The following is a 15089-nucleotide window of genomic DNA, read 5'->3' on the forward strand; positions in this document are numbered from 1 at the left end:
ATAGTAAAGGTATTGCCCATGTTCAACAATCCCATTTTACATCCGATTTTTGCCGCGTTGGCGATGATCGTGCCAATTGTTGGCGAAGCGGCCACGACAGTTGAGCAGACTGTGGCGCTGGTGGAACAAACCGCGCGCGAGGCGCTGCTGCGCCAGGCCGACAGCAGCGGCCTGGCCGAGCCTGAATTCGACGTGGCGGCCGTGCGCAGCGGCCGCGCGCTGGCGCCGTGCGCGGCTGCCGCGCCGGTGGCGGTAGGCGTGCTGGACGCGCGCCAGCTCACGCGCATGCGCCTGGTGGCGACCTGCCCCGGCGAGGGCGGCTGGAAGCACGAATTCGTGGTGCGCGCCAAGGTCAGCGCGCGGGTGGCGGTGATGGCGGCCGACGTGGCCAGCGGCCAACCGGTGGACGCGGCCGACGTGGCGCTGGAGCGGCGCGACGTCAGCCTGGTGAGCGACACCGTGTCCGACCTGGCGCTGCTGGAAGGCATGGCGGCGCGGCGCGCGCTGCGCAGCGGCGAGCTGCTGCGCCAGAACATGCTCACCGCCCAGCTGCTGGTCAAGCGCGGCGAGGCGGTGCGCATCGTGGCGCGCAACGAACAGATCGAAGTGAGCATGGCGGGCGAGGCGCTGGACCCGGGCGCGCGCGGCGCGCTGATACGCGTGCGCAACAACAATGGCAACATCATCAAGGCTCGGGTGACGGGCGCTGGAACGGTGGAACCGGCCGATCTGCCCGTGTCCATTCAGTCGCCCAGGTGATGTTTCATCTGCTGGACCTTGCCGGCCAGCTTGCTGAGCTTGTCGGCGTAGGCCGGGTCGGTGGCGTAGCCGCCCCGGGCCAGGCCGCTGGCAAAGGCGCGCGCGTCGTTGCCGGTGTTGAGCGCTTGCTGGTAGCGCGGATTGGCGATCAGTAAATTGGCGTAGTCGTGGAAGGCGGCGGCCGGGTCCGGATAGCTGCGGAAGCGTTCCACTTTCTTCAGCGCCACGCCCTGTTCGTATTCGGTGGTGGTGGCGGCCGCGACGGCGCCCTGCCAGGGGCCGCCGGCCTTGATGCCGAACAGGTTGTTGCTGTTGCCGACCGGGCGCTGGCCCCAGCCCGATTCCAGCGCCGCGTGCGCGGCCACCAGCTCGGGCGCCACGCCCAGGCGCTTGGCGGCATCGGCCGCCCAGGGTTCGATGGTGGCCAGGAATTCCTGCTGTTCGGCGCTGCTGGCGCCGCCGGCCGGGCCATCGATGACGCCGGCCGCGCGCGCGCGCAGCGCCGCCGCCGCGGTGCTCAGCGCCTGCGAGGGCAGGGCGTCGCCGCCGCTGCCCTGGGCGGGGCCCACGCCGTTGCTCCAGCCGCCGCTGATCAGCGAGGCCACGTCGCCCTGCACCTGGCGGAAGGCGGCGCCGAAGCTGCCGGCCGAGGCCGCGCCGCCGCCGGACAGGCCGGCGGTGGGGCGCATATTGCTGGCGGTGGCCGCCGTGGCGGCGGTGGCCGCAGTCGCTTGCAGGGGGCGCAGCAGGTCAGGCCGGCTCATAAATCTGGTCCTCGCCATGCAGCACGCGCTGCATGATAGTGTATTGTTCAACCAGCAAGTCGCTATTGCGCTTGCCCAGGCGTTTGCATTCGAGCACGCGCTGCTCCAGTTCCTGCCACTGCTGCTGCAGGCGGGCGCGCGGTTCGGGCTTGAGCAGCGCGAACACCTGCGCCATCGACGGCGCCGGACCGAGCAGCTGCACGGCGCAGGCCACGCGCTGCACGCGGCGCGCTTCCATCGCTTCCACCAGCGCCGAGACCGCCTCGGCGAGCTGTTCCAGCGCGGCGCGCTGGTGGCGCACGGCCGCTTCGAATTGCTGTTCCAGCAAGTGCTGCAGGGTGGCGTAGGCCGCCATGTCGGCGGCGATGCCGTCGAGCAGCATGTGCATCGCTTGCTGGCGGCTCGGCTGTTGCTGACTCGCAACAGCGCCGGCCGCGGCCGGACCTGCTGCTGTCACTTGTCGCTCCCGTGGAAGCGCTGGATCAGGCCGGCCAGCTTGTCCGCGTCGAACGGCAGTTCGCCCTTGGCCAGCGCGTCGCGCAGCATGGCCACCCGTTCGTGGTCCACTTCCGGCATGTCCTTCAGGGCGGCCAGCGCCGGCTGCAGCACGGCCGACTGCAATCCGGGCGCGGCAGGCGCCGGCGGGGCGTGCGCCGCCTCGGCCGGGGCGCTGTCGGCCACCCGCTGGACGGCCAGGCCGTCCGCGCTGCCAGTCGAAATTCTCATACGTTGACCTCTGGTCTTGGAAGTTTGCATAGTAACCCGCCTTACGCCCGTGCGCGAAGTAAATGTTCAGTTCCCATTCCGCCCGGTCCCGTACTTGCCCTCCGGCCCCAGCTTGTTGCGCAGTTTTTGCAAGGACTCCGCATCCGGCAGGGCGGTGTCGACTTCGCCGCCCAGCGTGTTCTTACTGCCCGGCATGCCGAACATGGACGACACCGCCTGGGCCTGGCCGGCGGTCAGGATCAGCAGTTCGATGCGGCGGTTCACGCCGGCGTCGGCCTTGCCGGTGTCGATCGGCGCGCGGTCGGCCATGCCCACCACCTGCAGCACGCTGTCCTTGCGCATGCCGCCCGACAGCAGCATGGAGCGCGCCGCCATGGCGCGGTTGGACGACAGCGTCCAGTTCGAATAGGCGAAGTAGCCGGTGTCGGCGTACTGGGTGGAGTCGGTGTGGCCGACCACCAGCATCTGGTTCTGCATGCGCTCGAACAGCGGGCCCATGCTGCGCAGCAGGGCGCGGAAGCGGTCGGTCGGCACGGCCGAGCCGCGCACAAACATGCCTTGCTTGTCGGTATCGTGCAGCATCACGCGCAAGCCGTACGGGGTGATCACCGATTCCAGGTTGGCCGCCAGCCCGGTTTCGGCGCTCAGCTTGGCCAGCGCCTTGGCCAGCTTGTGCAGCTCGCCCGGGGTTTCATAGCTGACCTTGTCCTGCACCTCGGAGGCGCTCTCGCCGCTGGCCAGGGCCTGGCCGGGCGAATCGTTCTTGCCGGTGCGCGGCATCGGGAAACGCTCGATCAGGCTGCCGCGCGGACCGCCCACCTGCTCCGGCATCACGCCCTTGCCCTGGTCGGTCTTGTTGCCATCCTGCTCAGTCATGATGTGCTGCAGCGATTCGGTGTTGCGCGCCGCCATCAGCCACAGCACCAGGAACAAGCACATCAGCGCCAGGCAGAAGTCGGCGAAGGCGACCTTCCAGGCGCCGCCGTGGTCGTCGTGCGCGTGCTTGCCGCCGCCGCGCTTGACGATGGTTTCCTCATGCTTCTCATGCGGCTTTAGCACGGCCACCTCCACGGCGCGAGCCGGACTCCGGCTCGCTGTCGCGGCCTTCCAGTTCGTTGATCCAGCGTTCCAGCTGGGCGAAGCTCGGCTTGATGTTGAGCGGCACCAGGCGGCGCCCGGCGTCGATCGCCAGCAGCGGCGGCTTGCCGGCCACGTGGGTCACCAGCACCACTTTCACGCATTCCTTGTTGGACGCTTCCTGGTTGACCAGCTGCTTCATCACGTTGGCGATCGGGTCCAGCACGCCGTAGCACAGGAAAATACCGATGAAGGTGCCGACCATGGCCGCGCCCACGTGTTCCGCGATTTCGCCCGAGGTGGCGCCTTCGGACACGGTGTTCATGGTGATCACGATGCCCAGCACGGCGGCCAGGATGCCGAAGCCCGGCATGGCTTCGCCAATCTTGGCGATCGACTTGGCCGGCTGGTTCAGTTCTTCGTGGATGGCTTCCAGTTCCTGCTCCAGCACCCCTTCCAGCTCGTGCGCGTTGATCTTGCCCATCGCCATCAGGCGGAAGTTGTCGACGATGAAGGCCAGCAGCTTGGGTTCCTCCAGCACCAGCGGGTAGCGCTGGAACAGCGGGCTGTCCTTGGGCGCCTCGACGTGGGCGTCGAGCGCCTTCAGGCCGCCGGCGGCCAGCTGCAGCAGTTCATACATCAGCAGCAGCAACTGGCGCTGGAATTCCGAGTCGTACTTCTTGCGCGTGATGATCTTCTTGAGCTGGGTGCCCATTTCCTTCAGCACGTGGGTCGGATTGCCGATCACCAGCGCGCCCAGGCCGGCGCCGGCAATGACGAACAGTTCGATCGGCTGCCAGATCTGGTGGAACACGCCCCCCATCATGAAGAAGCCGCCGAACACACTGCCCAGGACGATGATGATGCCGATTAGTTGCTGCATGATACGCCTTTCTGCGTCATTTTCTTATCAGGCGCTTTGCAGCACCGCTTTCATTTTGTTCAGCGCCGCCTTGTTGAGTTGGCAGACGCGGGCGTCGGTCAGGTCCAGCACGGCGGCGATTTCCTTGTAGCTGAGCTCGAACTCGTAGTACATCTGCACCACGCGCTGTTCGCGCTCGTCCAGGCCGCCCAGCGCCTGGGCCAATGAACGGCGCACCATCAGCTGTTCCTCCGGGCTGGGGGCGACGTCGCTGCCGGGGCTGACGGTGTCCTGCAGTACCTCGTCGAAGCTGGCCATCAGCTCGGCGCTTTCGTCGAGCTGGTAAGCCTGGTAGGCCTCGGCGGTGATGCCCAGGCCGGCGATGATTTCGCGTTCGTCCGGCTCGCGCCCCAGCTTGCGGGTCAGCTCGCGCACCGCGTCGCGCAGCTTGTGGCTGTGCTGGCGCACCGCGCGCGGGCGCCAGTCCTGGCGCCGCAGCTCGTCGAGGATGGCGCCGCGGATGCGCAGGCTGGCGTAGCTGCCGAACGCCGCGTCCGGCACGCCGTAGCGGCGCAGCGCCTCGAGCAGGCCCATCAGGCCGATCTGCTCCATGTCGTCGCGGTCGATGGCGCCGGCGATCTGCGAATTGAGCTGGCGCACGATGCGCTTGACCAGCGGCGCATACGACAGCAGGTGCTTCTGCTCGTCGGCCACGCTGTGCGCAGCCGGCGCGCTGCCGGCCGCGCCGTAACTTTCGGCGTAGCTGTCTGCGTATTGCTCTATGTATGCCATGCCCGCCCCACTCATATCCACGGTGTCACTCCAGGATCAGTTTCCCGATCATCACTTCCGAGAATGGCCGTTCGCGCTTGTCCTTGGCGTAGGTCTCGTCGAAAGCCTTGTTCAGTTCGTCGGCGAACTGGTCGATCGACATGGTCGCCGCCTTCGACATCGGCAGCGCCGACAGCGCCTTGACGGCCACGCTGCGCAACAGCGGCAGATGCTCCTTGCATTCCTTCTCCTGCTTGGCGGTGGTGGCCACCACCAGGTCGGCCGACAGGTAGTGCGTCACCGCCTCGCCTTCGCTGCGCTTGAGCATGACGATCACCTTGTCCACCGTGATGTACTTGGGCGGCTCGGTCTCGGCCTTCGGTTCCTCGTGCTTGACGGTCTTGCCGTCGGCGCCGGCGGCAGCCTGCTTGCCCATGTACCACACCGCGCCGCCGGCCACGCCGCCGCCCAGCAGCAGCACGCCGACGATGGCAATTACCAGTTTTTTATTCATCTGTTTCTTACTCCCGCTCGGTCGTCATGGCAAAGGTGGGCGCGGCCTGCTCGTCGTCGCCCAGGGCGCGGCCGGGCGCGCGCTGCTGCTGTTCCTGGCCCTGCTGGCGGCCGGCGCCGCCGTCGGCCAGCGAGGACTGGCTGCCGCCGCGCGGCGTGGCCGACACGGTAACGGCGACCTCGCCCACGCTGCGCTGCGACAGGTCCTGGCGCACGCTGTCGCCGATGCTGTTGAGCTGGCGCAGCACTTCGGCGTTGTTGGCCGACAGGTTCACCTGCAGCGCGCCGGCGCTGTGGCGGATCGAGATCTCGACCGTGCCCATATTGGGCGGTTCCAGGCGGATCATCGCGTGCTCGTTATTGCGCTGCAGGCTCAGCTGGAGACGGTCGCCCAGGGCCTCGCGCAGCGGCTGCTGCCATTGTTCCGGCGTGCCGGCCAGGCGCAGCGCGTCGCCGCCGGCCGGGGCAGGCTGGGCGCCGCCGGCCAGCGGGGCGGCGGCCGCGGCCACAGCCGGCTGGGCGAGGGCGCCGAAGCTGGCGCCGTCGCCGGCCGCCGCGGCCATGGCGGCGCCGGGCGCGGCGCCGGCGGCCAGGGCCGCGCCGCTGATGGTGGCCAGTTCGGCGCGCTGGCCGCTGGCGCGGCGCTGGCCTTGCAGCAGCTGGTCGGCCGCTTGCTGCAGGGCCAGCGGGATGGCCGGCTGCGCGGCGGCCGGGGCTGCCTGGCTGGCAGGCGCGGTTTGCTTGGCGCTGGGCGCGGCCGTTGGGGCGGCGGTGGCGGTGGCGAACGCGGCGCGTTCTTCGCGCGCCGCTTGCTGGGCCGCCAGCTGCGCGGCGGCTGGCGCGGCGCCCGGCACGGCGGCGCCGTAGCCGGCCTGGCCTGCGGCCGGCGGCAGCGCGGCGGGGGCCGGCGCGGCGCTGGGCGCGGCCGACGGCGCATAGGCTTGCTGGCCGGCGCCCGGCGCGCCCGTGGGGGCGGCGGTGGCGGCGTAGGCGCCCGGCGCGTAGGCCGGATTGAGCGCGGCGCCGGTGTGCAAGGTCACGCCGGCCTGGCCGGGGGCGGTCCCTGGCGCGGCCGTGGGCGCGGCGGCCGGGGCGGCGCTCGGCAGCAGCAGCGCCAGCAGCGCATTGGCGGCGCCGGCCGCGTCGGCGGCGGCGCTGCCGTCCTGGCCGGTGCTGTCCTCGGCGGCGCCGTCGAGCGGCTCGGCCTGTTCGGTCTGGCCCAGCAGCTGCGCGAACAGCGGCAGCGCCGACGGCGCGGCGCCGGCCTCGGGGGCGGCGGCGGCGGCCGGCGGCGCGCTGTCGAGCAGCGACGCGGCAGGGGCGGGCGCGGCGGGCGCGGGAGAGGAAATCATAGTCATGCAGTGGTTCCGGTGTCGGCAGCTTCGCTGCGGTTGCGTAATTCGTCGAGGTTGTCGTGATCGGGGTTGCTCATGGCGTAGGCGACCCAGCCTTCCTTGCGGCCCTGCAGCTCGCCCAGCTTGGCTGCCAGCTGGTCGCTGGCCAGCTTGGCGCAGTGCTCCGCTTGCAGGTGCAGCTGGCGCAGCGCGGCCAGCGCGGCGCGCTCGGCCGGGGTCCACGGCCCTTGCGCGGCCATGGCCGGCAGCGCGGCGGCCATCAGGCTGTTGATCGCCCCCAGCGCCGTCCAGTCCGAGGCGGCGGTGGCGGCGCTCATTTTCTGTGCCAGTTGCAGCAGTTGCGCTTGCCTATCCATTTTTGGCCTGCACGCCGAGCCAGCCTTGCTTGATGGTGGTCAGCAGGCCGACCACCTCGTCCAGGATGGACGGGTCCATGTCCACCCCGGCGCGGTACAGGCGCGCCACGCAGTAGTCGTACAGGCGGCCCAGGTTGGCCACCACCTCGCCGCCCTGGTCGTAGTCGAGCGAGCTGGACAGGCCATTGATGATCTCGGTGCACTTGTTCAGGCTGGCGGCCTTCAGTTCATAGCGCTTGCCCACCACGTGGCCGCGCGCGCGCGCCAGCTCTTCCAGCAGGCCGTCGGTCAGCACCAGCACCAGCTCGATCGGCGAGGCGCGCGCGGTCTGCGCGTCCAGATTGACGGAGTGATAACTGCTATAGGCGTCCTGGTTCATCATGATTCTCGGATAGGGTTACGTGCGCGGTTACGTGTCTTTGCTGTTCGAGAACAGCGCTTCGAACAGGCCGGTGTTCTGGGCCATCTGGTTTTGCACCTGCTGCAGCGCGGTAAATTGCTGCAGATAGCGCTTGTAGGAGTTGTCGAACAGGTTGTCGAGCGCGGCCTGGCGGTCGACCAGGCGGTCCTGCAGGCGCTCGTTGGCGGTGCGGCGCTCGCCGATGAAGCCGTCCACGCTGTTGGTCCAGTTCTTCATCTGCTTGTCCAGGCCGCCCAGCAGGGTGCTGCCGTTGCCGATGTCGCCGGTGCCGAAGATCTTGTCCAGGCCTTCCGGATTGGCGGCGATGCTCCTGGCCAGGCGCTCGGCGTTGACGGCCAGCGTGCCGTCGCGCTGCGCGGTGATGCCATACACCGGCAGGCTGGCGCCGTCCACGCTCTTGCGCATCATGTCCTGCATGCGCGCGCGCAGCGCCTTCAGGCCGGCGTCGTTGGCCATCGGGCCGGCCGGCTTGTTGTTGGCCAGGTCGCCGACATAGGTCAGCTCGTCGAGTACCTTGTTGAGCTGGTTGTAGGCGTCCACGAAGGCTTGCACATTGGCCTTGGTGCCGGCATTGTCGGGCGCCACCGTCAGCGTGGCCGGCACGCCGCCGGTCTGGGCCTTGGTGAAGGTCATCTTGACATCGTTGACCACGGCGAAGGTGTTCGACGCTTGCTGGATGCGGTTCTGCGGGTCGCCGCCGGGCGCGCCCACCCACACCACCGCGTCCTGCGCGGTCACCAGCTGGGTTTGCGTGGCGGGGTCCTGCAGCATGGCTTGCAGCGCGCCGCCGACGTTGGTGGCGTCGATGGTGGCGGCCTTGTCCACGCCGGTCGCGTTCGAGGTCAGCACCAGGGTGGTGGCGCCGTTTACCGTCATGGTCGAGGCGGTCACGCTGGAGTCGTTGTCGGCCGCGGTGTTGATGGCGGTGGCCACTTCCTGCGCCGTCAGGTTGCCGTCCAGGTTCTTGTCGGCGTTGACCAGGTTGACGTTGAAGTTGGTGCCGTCGGCCAGCACCACGTTCAGGCTGCCGGCGCCGGCCGCGGAGGTGTCGCTGATGCCGCCGTAGGCGATCTGGCCGGCCGTGGCCAGCTGTTCGACATAGAAGCTGTAGGTGCCCGCCACGGCGGCCGGGCCGGCGCTGGCGGTGCCGATGTCGCCGCTCAGGGTGGCGGCGTTGGCCAGCACGCTCTTCTTGCCGGACAGGGCCAGCAGGCTGCTGCTGAAGGTGCTCATGGCCGAGCTCAGCTTGGTAATGCCGGTGCCGGCCGAGGCCGCCGCCTTGGTCTTGTCGGTCAGCAGGGTCTGCGTGGCTTCCGTGTAGCGGGTCGCCAGCTGCGCTGCCATGTAGGATGGGTAGTCGGCGCTGCCGCTGCCAGGGACTGAGGTTGCCATGATGTGCTCCAGAGAAATTAGAGGGAAGTGTACAGTGCTAACAGGCGACCGAAAATGTTTCCCTATGAAATTTTTATGGTTTATCCCGGTTTTTGACTGCGCAACCACAGTTGCGTTGCCAGTTCGTCATGCTGCTTGCGTTCCTTGGCCTGTTCCTGGTGCACTTCGGCCAACTGTTTCTTTTGCAGCACCTGGTCCAGCACTTCGCGCTTGACGTAGGCCGCCGTCAGCGCGCGCTGCGACACCGCCATGTCGGCCTCGTGCATGGACAGGTCGAGGCGGTGGCTGTCGGCCATCTGCATCACCGCCTGCTTGTAGTCGCCGCAGTTGGAGGCCAGCGCCATCGGCAGCTTGCCGCTGGCGCCGCTGTTCTGGTACAGGCCGGTGAGCCGTTCCAGGTTCTTCTGGTAACGTTCGCGCACGGTTTCCTTGGCCGCCATTTCCGTCTGCAGCCGCGTCACTTCGCTCGAGCGCAGGTCCACCAGGGTGGACAGGTTGCGTATCATGTGGGACTGCGGTTTGGTCTTGTTCATGCCATCAGCCTTTCAAGGGTTTCCACGCACGCGGTGTAGGGCGCCGCCTCCTTGGTGCCCTGGCACAGGAATTCTTCGATATGGGAATGCAGGTTGACCGCCTTGTCGGTCACCGGATCGGCCCCGGGCACATAGGCGCCCAGCGGGATCAGGTCGCGCACGCGGTCGTGGCGCGCCATCGACGCCTTCAGCGCGCGCGCGGCCAGCACATGCTCCTTGCCGATCACCTGGTTCATGCAGCGGCTGATCGAGGCGCCGATGTTGATGGCCGGGTAATGGCCGCGCTCGGCCAGCTCGCGCGTGAGCACGATGTGGCCGTCGAGGATGGCGCGCGCGGTGTCGACCACCGGGTCTTGCTGGTCGTCGCCTTCGGCCAGCACGGTGTAGATGGCGCTCATGCTGCCGACCGGGTTCTCGCCGTTGCCAGCCGATTCCACCAGCTGCGGCAGGGCCGAGAACACCGACGGCGGATAGCCCTTGGTGGCCGGCGGCTCGCCCAGCGCCAGCGCCTGCTCGCGCAGCGCCATCGCGTAGCGCGTCAGCGAGTCCACCAGCAGCAGCACGTTCTTGCCCTGGTCGCGGTAGTGCGCGGCGATCGAATGGCACAGTTCGGTGGCCATGATGCGCATCAGCGGCGATTCGTCGGCCGGGGCGATCACCAGCACCGCCTTGCGCAGCCCTTCCTGGCCGAGCGACATGTCGACGAACTCGCGCACTTCGCGCGAACGCTCGCCGATCAGGCCGACCACCACCACGTCGGCCACGGTCTGGCGGGTGAGCATGCCCAGCAGCACCGACTTGCCGACGCCGGAGCCGGCCATCAGGCCGACGCGCTGGCCCTTGCCCAGGGTCAGCATGGAATTGATGGCGCGCACGCCCACATCGAGCGGCTCGGTGACCGGCTTCTTGCGCAGCGGATGCACGCGCGGCGGGGTGTAGTCGAGCGGGAAATCGCCGCCCAGCTTGCCCAGTCCGTCGATCGGCTCGCCCAGGCCGTTGACCATGCGGCCCAGCCAGCCGGGGCCGATGCTCAGGCTCACTTTTTCCGGCGAGGGCATGACGCGCGCGCCGGTGGTCAGGCCGACCGCCTTCTTGAACGGCATCAGGAATGAAAGCTTGTCGCGGAAACCGACCACCTGCGCGTCCAGCCAGTCGCCGTTGACGGTCTCGATCTGGCAACGCTGGCCGGTGTGCAGCGGGCACCCCATGGCTTCCAGCAGCAGGCCGGAGGCGCCCACCAGGCGCCCGGTCGGGGTGGCCATGGGGACCGCGTCCAGCTCCAGCTTGCGCAAGGCATCGGCTATCATTCTTCGCTCTCGGACTCGTCGCCGCTGTCGGCGGCCTGCAGTTGATTATCGACCTGTTCCATGACGGCAGCAAGACGTTGATGACACCCGGCATCGACTTCGTTGTCGCCGGCGCGGATGCGGCATTCGCCGATGTCCAGGCGCGGGTCGGGGATCAGGTTCCAGCGCTTGGTGCGCTTCGGATCGAGGTCGGCAATGCGCTTCAGCTCTTCCGGGTTCAGGTAGACGTCGATGTCCTCGCGGGTCGGCGGCATCGAGGCCAGCGTCTCGTCGACCAGGGCCATGATCTGTACCGGCTGCAGCGCCAGCTCGGCGCGGATCACCGAGCGCGCCACCTTGGCCACCAGGTCCACCACTTCCTTGCGCTGCGCCGCGCGGTAGTCGGCGCGCAGTTTCTTCAGGCCCTTGAGCATGGCTTCCACCGGGCGCGCCATGGTGTCGAAGCCGACCAGGGTTTCATTGCGGCCTTCCTCGCGGCCCTGCTCGAAGCCGGCGTTGCGGCCGGCCTCGAAGCCGTCCTCCTGGCCGCGCTGCAGGCCGATCTCGTAGCCGTCGCGCTGGCCCTGCTCGAAGCCTTCGCTGACGGAGGCTTGCCACTGGGCGCTGTCGGTGGTCATGCCCGGGCTGCCGTTGCGGCTCGGCGGCGGGGCGAACTGCGACAGGGGCGGGAAGCGGTAGGGGCGGAACTGCTTCATCATTCCACCACCGTTTCGGCAAACAGCTGCACTTCGACTTCGCCGGCGTCGGCCAGCGCCTTGACGGTGGCCATGATTTCCTGGCGGGTCTGTTCGATGCGCGACATCGGCACCGGGCCGGCGCGCCGCATCATGTCCTCGAAGGCTTGCGCCTGGCGTTTCGGCATGGTCTTCAGGATCGCGTCGCGGATCGCCAGCTCGGCGCCCTTGAGCGCGATGGCCCACTGCTCCAGCGGCACTTCCTCGATCAGGCGCGACAGGGTCGCTTCGGTCTGGGTCGACAGGATCAGGAAGTCGTACATCGACAGTTCGATCTGGTTCACCACTTCCGGGTCGTGCGCGCGCAGCAGCTCGACGATCTGGGCGCGGTTGCCGGGCAGGCGGTTGAGGATCTCGGCGGTCTGGCGGATGCCTTCGACGCTGGTGCTTTGCGAGTCGAAGCTGCCCAGGCAGCGGTCGACCAGCTCGTCCAGTTCCTGCAGCAGCTCGCGGTCGATCTCGTCCAGGCGCGCCAGGTTCAGCAGCACCAGGTCGCGCCCTTCGAGCGGCAGCGCGTCGATGATCTGGCCGGCCAGCGCGGGCGGCAGGAAGGCCAGGAACACGGCCTGCATCTGCACGTGCTCGTTGGCGATGTACTCGGCCAGCCACTTGGCCGAGGCCCACTGCAGGCGCGCCATTTTCGGGCGCAGCTCGTCGCCGTAGATATTGTTGAGCACGGTGTTCGCGATGTCGTTGCCCAGTGCCAGGTCCAGCGAGCGCTTCAGGTAGGCGCGCGAGGCGCCGTGCACGCCGGACTGCTCGCGGTAGTCGTCGAAGAAGGACTGCATGGCGGACTTGACCGCTTCGACCTTGATGCCGCTCATGCGCGACATCACCTGCGTCACTTCCAGCAGCTCCTCGCGCGACAGGCAGCGCAGCACGGCCGCGGCCGGCTCCTCGCCTATGCTCAGCAGCACGATGGCGGCCTGTTCGACCGGGGTCAGGCCCGAACCATCGGGCATATCGTTATTGAGTTCGGCCATTTTTCTGCATCCATTGTTTGACGACTTCGGCTACGCGTTCCGGCTCTTTTTCGGCCAGGATCTTCAGGTGATCGACCATCACGTCGACCGAGGAACCGGTCGGCGGCAGGTCGTAGTTCTCCAGCAGCGGCACCACCGGCATGCCCGGCTTGGCGGCGCGCTCTTCCAGCTGCGCGGCGGCGCTGTCCTGCGCCGCCTCCGGCGAGCCGAGGGCAGGGGCGCCGGCGGCGGCCTTGTCGCCCGGCGCATGGCCGCCCACCACGTTCGCTTCGGCGCTGCCGGCGCGCGCCGCGGCGCCGCGCAGGGCCACCGGGGCCGGCGCCGGCGGCGCGAAGCGGGCCGTGACCAGGCGCAGCAGCGGACGCAGCAGCAGGAAGTAGGCCAGGATGGCGCCCACCGCGTAGCTCAGCCAGGAGCTGAAGTCGACCACGGTGTCGCGTTCCTGCCACCACGGCACCATCGGCGCCTTGGCCGGGAAGTTCATGGCGGTGACCATCAGCGTGTCGCCGCGCGCTTCGTTGATGCCCAGGCCGTTGCGCAGCACCTTGTCGATATTGGCCAGCTCGGCCGGGGTCCAGCCGGTTTTCGGGAACGGCGCGGCGGCCTGCGCCAGCACCACGGCAATGCTCTGCTTTTCCAGCGTGCCGCGCGCGTGCTTGGTTTGCACGATGCTGCGGTCATAGGCGTACTGGCGGGTGGTGGCGTTCTTGCGCGCCGAGCCGTCCGGCTGCTGGTTGGGGTCGGCCGGGTTGGTCTTGGGCGCCTCGGCCGCCGGCGGGCGGTTCGACAGGGTGCCGGGCACGCCCATCACGAGGCGGTTGCGGTCCTGCTCTTCGCGCATGGCCTCGCTGGTTACTTTCGGCGTCTCGCCGTACTTCTCGACCGTTTCCTCGACCTTGTTGTTGTTCACGGCGGCCGTCACGCTGAGGCGGAAATTGTCCTCGCCGACGATGGGGCCGAGCAGGCCGCGGATGTTGTTGCGGATATCGTCCTGCAAGCGCTTGCCGTTCTCATTGGTGGCGGCCGAGGAGTCGAAGCCGTCGGCCAGGTCCACGTGCGAGGACAGCAGGTTGCCGGCCTGGTCGACCAGGCTGACGCGCGCCGGGTTCAGGCTGGCCACGCTGCCGGCCACCATGTTGACCACGGCGGCGATGGTTTCCGGCGACAGTTTCTGGCCCGGCTTGGTGGCGATCACCACCGAGGCCGACGACTTGTCGCCGTCGCTGGTGACGAAGGAGGTCGACTTGGCGATCGACAGGTGCACGCGCGCCGAGGCGATCGCGTCCAGCGTCATGATCGATTGCGCCAGTTCGCCCTCCAGGCCGCGCCGGAAGCGCACGTCCTGCACGAACTGGGACACGCCCAGCGGATCGTTCTTGTCCATCAGCTCCAGGCCGGCCGGCAGCTGGGCCGTCACGCCTTTCGAGGCCAGCAGCATGCGCACCTTGCCCAGCATGGACTCGGGCACCAGCACCTGGCCGCTGTCCGGATGCACGCGGTAGGGGATCTGCTCGCCGTCCAGCACCGTCATCATGTCGGCCGCCACCACTTTTTCGCGCGCGCCGAACACCGGCTTGTAGGCCGACTGGTCTTTCCACAGCACCATCAGCACCAGCGCCGTCACGCCGACTGCCAGTAGCAAGATGGGAGTAAGGTTTTTGAGCAAGGCTGGGGGGACGGCGGGAGTTGCGCCGTCGCCGGAGCGCCAGCGCCCGAAGGCGGACTTGATGGTGTTGATCACTGTGAACTTTCGCGTGGAAAGGTTGAAGCCGGAACGGGGAACTGCAGCCGGCGCGGGCCGGCGTTGGTACGCTGCATGTCAGCGGTAAAGATGGCGGTGGTTGCTGCTGCGGTCAAAGCGGCAGTTTGATCAGTTCATCGACCGCGCCCATGACCTTGTTGCGCACTTGCATCAGCATCGAGAACGACAGGCTGGCTTCCTGGCTGGACAGCATGGCACCGACCAGGTCGTCGCTGCGGCCGGCGTCGACATCGGCCATTTTCTGGGCCGCCATCGCGTCGTCGTTGTTGACGCGGGTCACCGCGTCGCGCATCGACTGGGCAAACGAGAAAGACGCATTGCCGGCGTGGCCGGCCTGGCCGGCCAGCGCGCCGAACTGCGCCGCCGGCGCAATGGCGCTGGACGACAGGTCCGCCGCGGCGTTCGTCAGGGAAGCCAGATCCGCCTGGATCAGGCTGGCAAATTCATTAGCCATGAAACCTCCACTTAATTGCAACGTTGCTCACACATGGCTACCACAGCCCCATGCCGGCCATATTCAGACAGTGCCCGGCGCAAACCGCCGGTTGCGACGCGTCTCAAAGCGGACTCAGGGGAATGATACATGCTGGAAATTAGTTCGGCGTATCGACGTGCACCGAAACAACAAAAAAGCCGCCGAAGGAGCGCCCGGTGGCGCAGGAAAACGACAGAATTTCCTTTTTAATCATGCACTAAGCATCACTTTGGCGGGTTTTTGTTGCGTCGCGGCTGCAACGCCGTCATGCTACGAATAAGCTTACCCGCTGGCAACTT

18 protein-coding genes are annotated in these 15089 nt (G+C 68.1%); 1 reads left to right on the top strand and 17 read right to left on the bottom strand.

What is annotated here, in order from left to right:
- Nucleotides 1-63 precede the first annotated feature (63 nt).
- A complete protein-coding gene (gene flgA, locus ASD15_RS20955; RefSeq protein ID WP_057157317.1) occupies nucleotides 64-759 on the top strand; it encodes a flagellar basal body P-ring formation chaperone FlgA in 696 nt (231 codons plus the stop codon).
- Here flgA and ASD15_RS20960 read toward each other — a convergent pair.
- From ASD15_RS20960 to ASD15_RS21040, 17 genes are all read right to left on the bottom strand, one after another.
- A complete protein-coding gene (locus ASD15_RS20960; protein WP_057156969.1) occupies nucleotides 744-1523 on the bottom strand; it encodes a glycoside hydrolase family 73 protein in 780 nt (259 codons plus the stop codon). The two genes, flgA and ASD15_RS20960, sit on opposite strands and share 16 nt — an antisense overlap.
- Nucleotides 1510-1980 (bottom strand): flagellar export chaperone FlgN, encoded by a 471-nt coding sequence (gene flgN / locus ASD15_RS20965; RefSeq protein WP_229418286.1) that lies wholly within the window; start codon nucleotides 1978-1980, stop codon nucleotides 1510-1512. Before flgN ends, ASD15_RS20960 begins: the two co-directional genes overlap by 14 nt.
- Nucleotides 1977-2249: a flagellar biosynthesis anti-sigma factor FlgM gene (locus ASD15_RS20970; RefSeq protein ID WP_057156971.1), complete on the bottom strand. Its 273-nt coding sequence runs from the start codon at nucleotides 2247-2249 to the stop codon at nucleotides 1977-1979. Before ASD15_RS20970 ends, flgN begins: the two co-directional genes overlap by 4 nt.
- Nucleotides 2250-2315: 66 nt before the next feature.
- Nucleotides 2316-3308: a flagellar motor protein MotB gene (locus tag ASD15_RS20975; RefSeq protein ID WP_057157318.1), complete on the bottom strand. Its 993-nt coding sequence runs from the start codon at nucleotides 3306-3308 to the stop codon at nucleotides 2316-2318.
- Nucleotides 3292-4209 carry a flagellar motor stator protein MotA gene (gene motA / locus ASD15_RS20980; RefSeq protein ID WP_057156972.1) on the bottom strand — a complete coding sequence of 306 codons (918 nt, stop codon included), beginning with the start codon at nucleotides 4207-4209 and terminating at the stop codon, nucleotides 3292-3294. The genes ASD15_RS20975 and motA overlap by 17 nt, the downstream gene beginning before the upstream one ends.
- A 27-nt stretch (nucleotides 4210-4236) precedes the next feature.
- Complete coding sequence (locus ASD15_RS20985; protein WP_057156973.1) at nucleotides 4237-4980, bottom strand: FliA/WhiG family RNA polymerase sigma factor; 744 nt, start codon at nucleotides 4978-4980, stop codon at nucleotides 4237-4239.
- Nucleotides 4981-5005: 25 nt separating this feature from the next.
- Nucleotides 5006-5473 (bottom strand): flagellar basal body-associated FliL family protein, encoded by a 468-nt coding sequence (locus ASD15_RS20990; RefSeq protein ID WP_057156974.1) that lies wholly within the window; start codon nucleotides 5471-5473, stop codon nucleotides 5006-5008.
- A gap of 7 nt (nucleotides 5474-5480) precedes the next feature.
- Entirely contained in the window at nucleotides 5481-6830 is a 1350-nt protein-coding gene (locus ASD15_RS20995) for a flagellar hook-length control protein FliK (protein ID WP_157201057.1), read from the bottom strand.
- Complete coding sequence (locus ASD15_RS21000) at nucleotides 6827-7144, bottom strand: hypothetical protein (RefSeq protein ID WP_200954031.1); 318 nt, start codon at nucleotides 7142-7144, stop codon at nucleotides 6827-6829. Before ASD15_RS21000 ends, ASD15_RS20995 begins: the two co-directional genes overlap by 4 nt.
- Nucleotides 7145-7175: 31 nt before the next feature.
- The gene (fliS, locus tag ASD15_RS21005) at nucleotides 7176-7565 is read right to left on the bottom strand and encodes a flagellar export chaperone FliS (protein ID WP_057156976.1); all 390 of its coding nucleotides are present in this window, start codon (nucleotides 7563-7565) and stop codon (nucleotides 7176-7178) included.
- Nucleotides 7566-7592: 27 nt separating this feature from the next.
- Nucleotides 7593-8996: a flagellar filament capping protein FliD gene (gene fliD / locus ASD15_RS21010; RefSeq protein ID WP_057156977.1), complete on the bottom strand. Its 1404-nt coding sequence runs from the start codon at nucleotides 8994-8996 to the stop codon at nucleotides 7593-7595.
- Between the two features lie 80 nt (nucleotides 8997-9076).
- Nucleotides 9077-9529 (bottom strand): flagellar export protein FliJ, encoded by a 453-nt coding sequence (fliJ, locus tag ASD15_RS21015; RefSeq protein WP_057156978.1) that lies wholly within the window; start codon nucleotides 9527-9529, stop codon nucleotides 9077-9079.
- A complete protein-coding gene (gene fliI / locus ASD15_RS21020; RefSeq protein WP_057156979.1) occupies nucleotides 9526-10836 on the bottom strand; it encodes a flagellar protein export ATPase FliI in 1311 nt (436 codons plus the stop codon). Before fliI ends, fliJ begins: the two co-directional genes overlap by 4 nt.
- Nucleotides 10833-11531, bottom strand: a complete 699-nt coding sequence (fliH, locus tag ASD15_RS21025) for a flagellar assembly protein FliH (RefSeq protein ID WP_057156980.1) — start codon at nucleotides 11529-11531, stop codon at nucleotides 10833-10835. Before fliH ends, fliI begins: the two co-directional genes overlap by 4 nt.
- Entirely contained in the window at nucleotides 11531-12553 is a 1023-nt protein-coding gene (locus tag ASD15_RS21030) for a flagellar motor switch protein FliG (protein WP_057156981.1), read from the bottom strand. The genes fliH and ASD15_RS21030 overlap by 1 nt, the downstream gene beginning before the upstream one ends.
- Complete coding sequence (fliF, locus tag ASD15_RS21035) at nucleotides 12537-14294, bottom strand: flagellar basal-body MS-ring/collar protein FliF (protein ID WP_057156982.1); 1758 nt, start codon at nucleotides 14292-14294, stop codon at nucleotides 12537-12539. Before fliF ends, ASD15_RS21030 begins: the two co-directional genes overlap by 17 nt.
- Before the next feature lie 112 nt (nucleotides 14295-14406).
- Complete coding sequence (locus tag ASD15_RS21040) at nucleotides 14407-14769, bottom strand: flagellar hook-basal body complex protein FliE (RefSeq protein WP_057156983.1); 363 nt, start codon at nucleotides 14767-14769, stop codon at nucleotides 14407-14409.
- Nucleotides 14770-15089 lie beyond the last annotated feature (320 nt).

The sequence above is a fragment of the Massilia sp. Root351 genome (assembly GCF_001425045.1).
Taxonomy (GTDB): Bacteria; Pseudomonadota; Gammaproteobacteria; order Burkholderiales; family Burkholderiaceae_D; genus Rugamonas.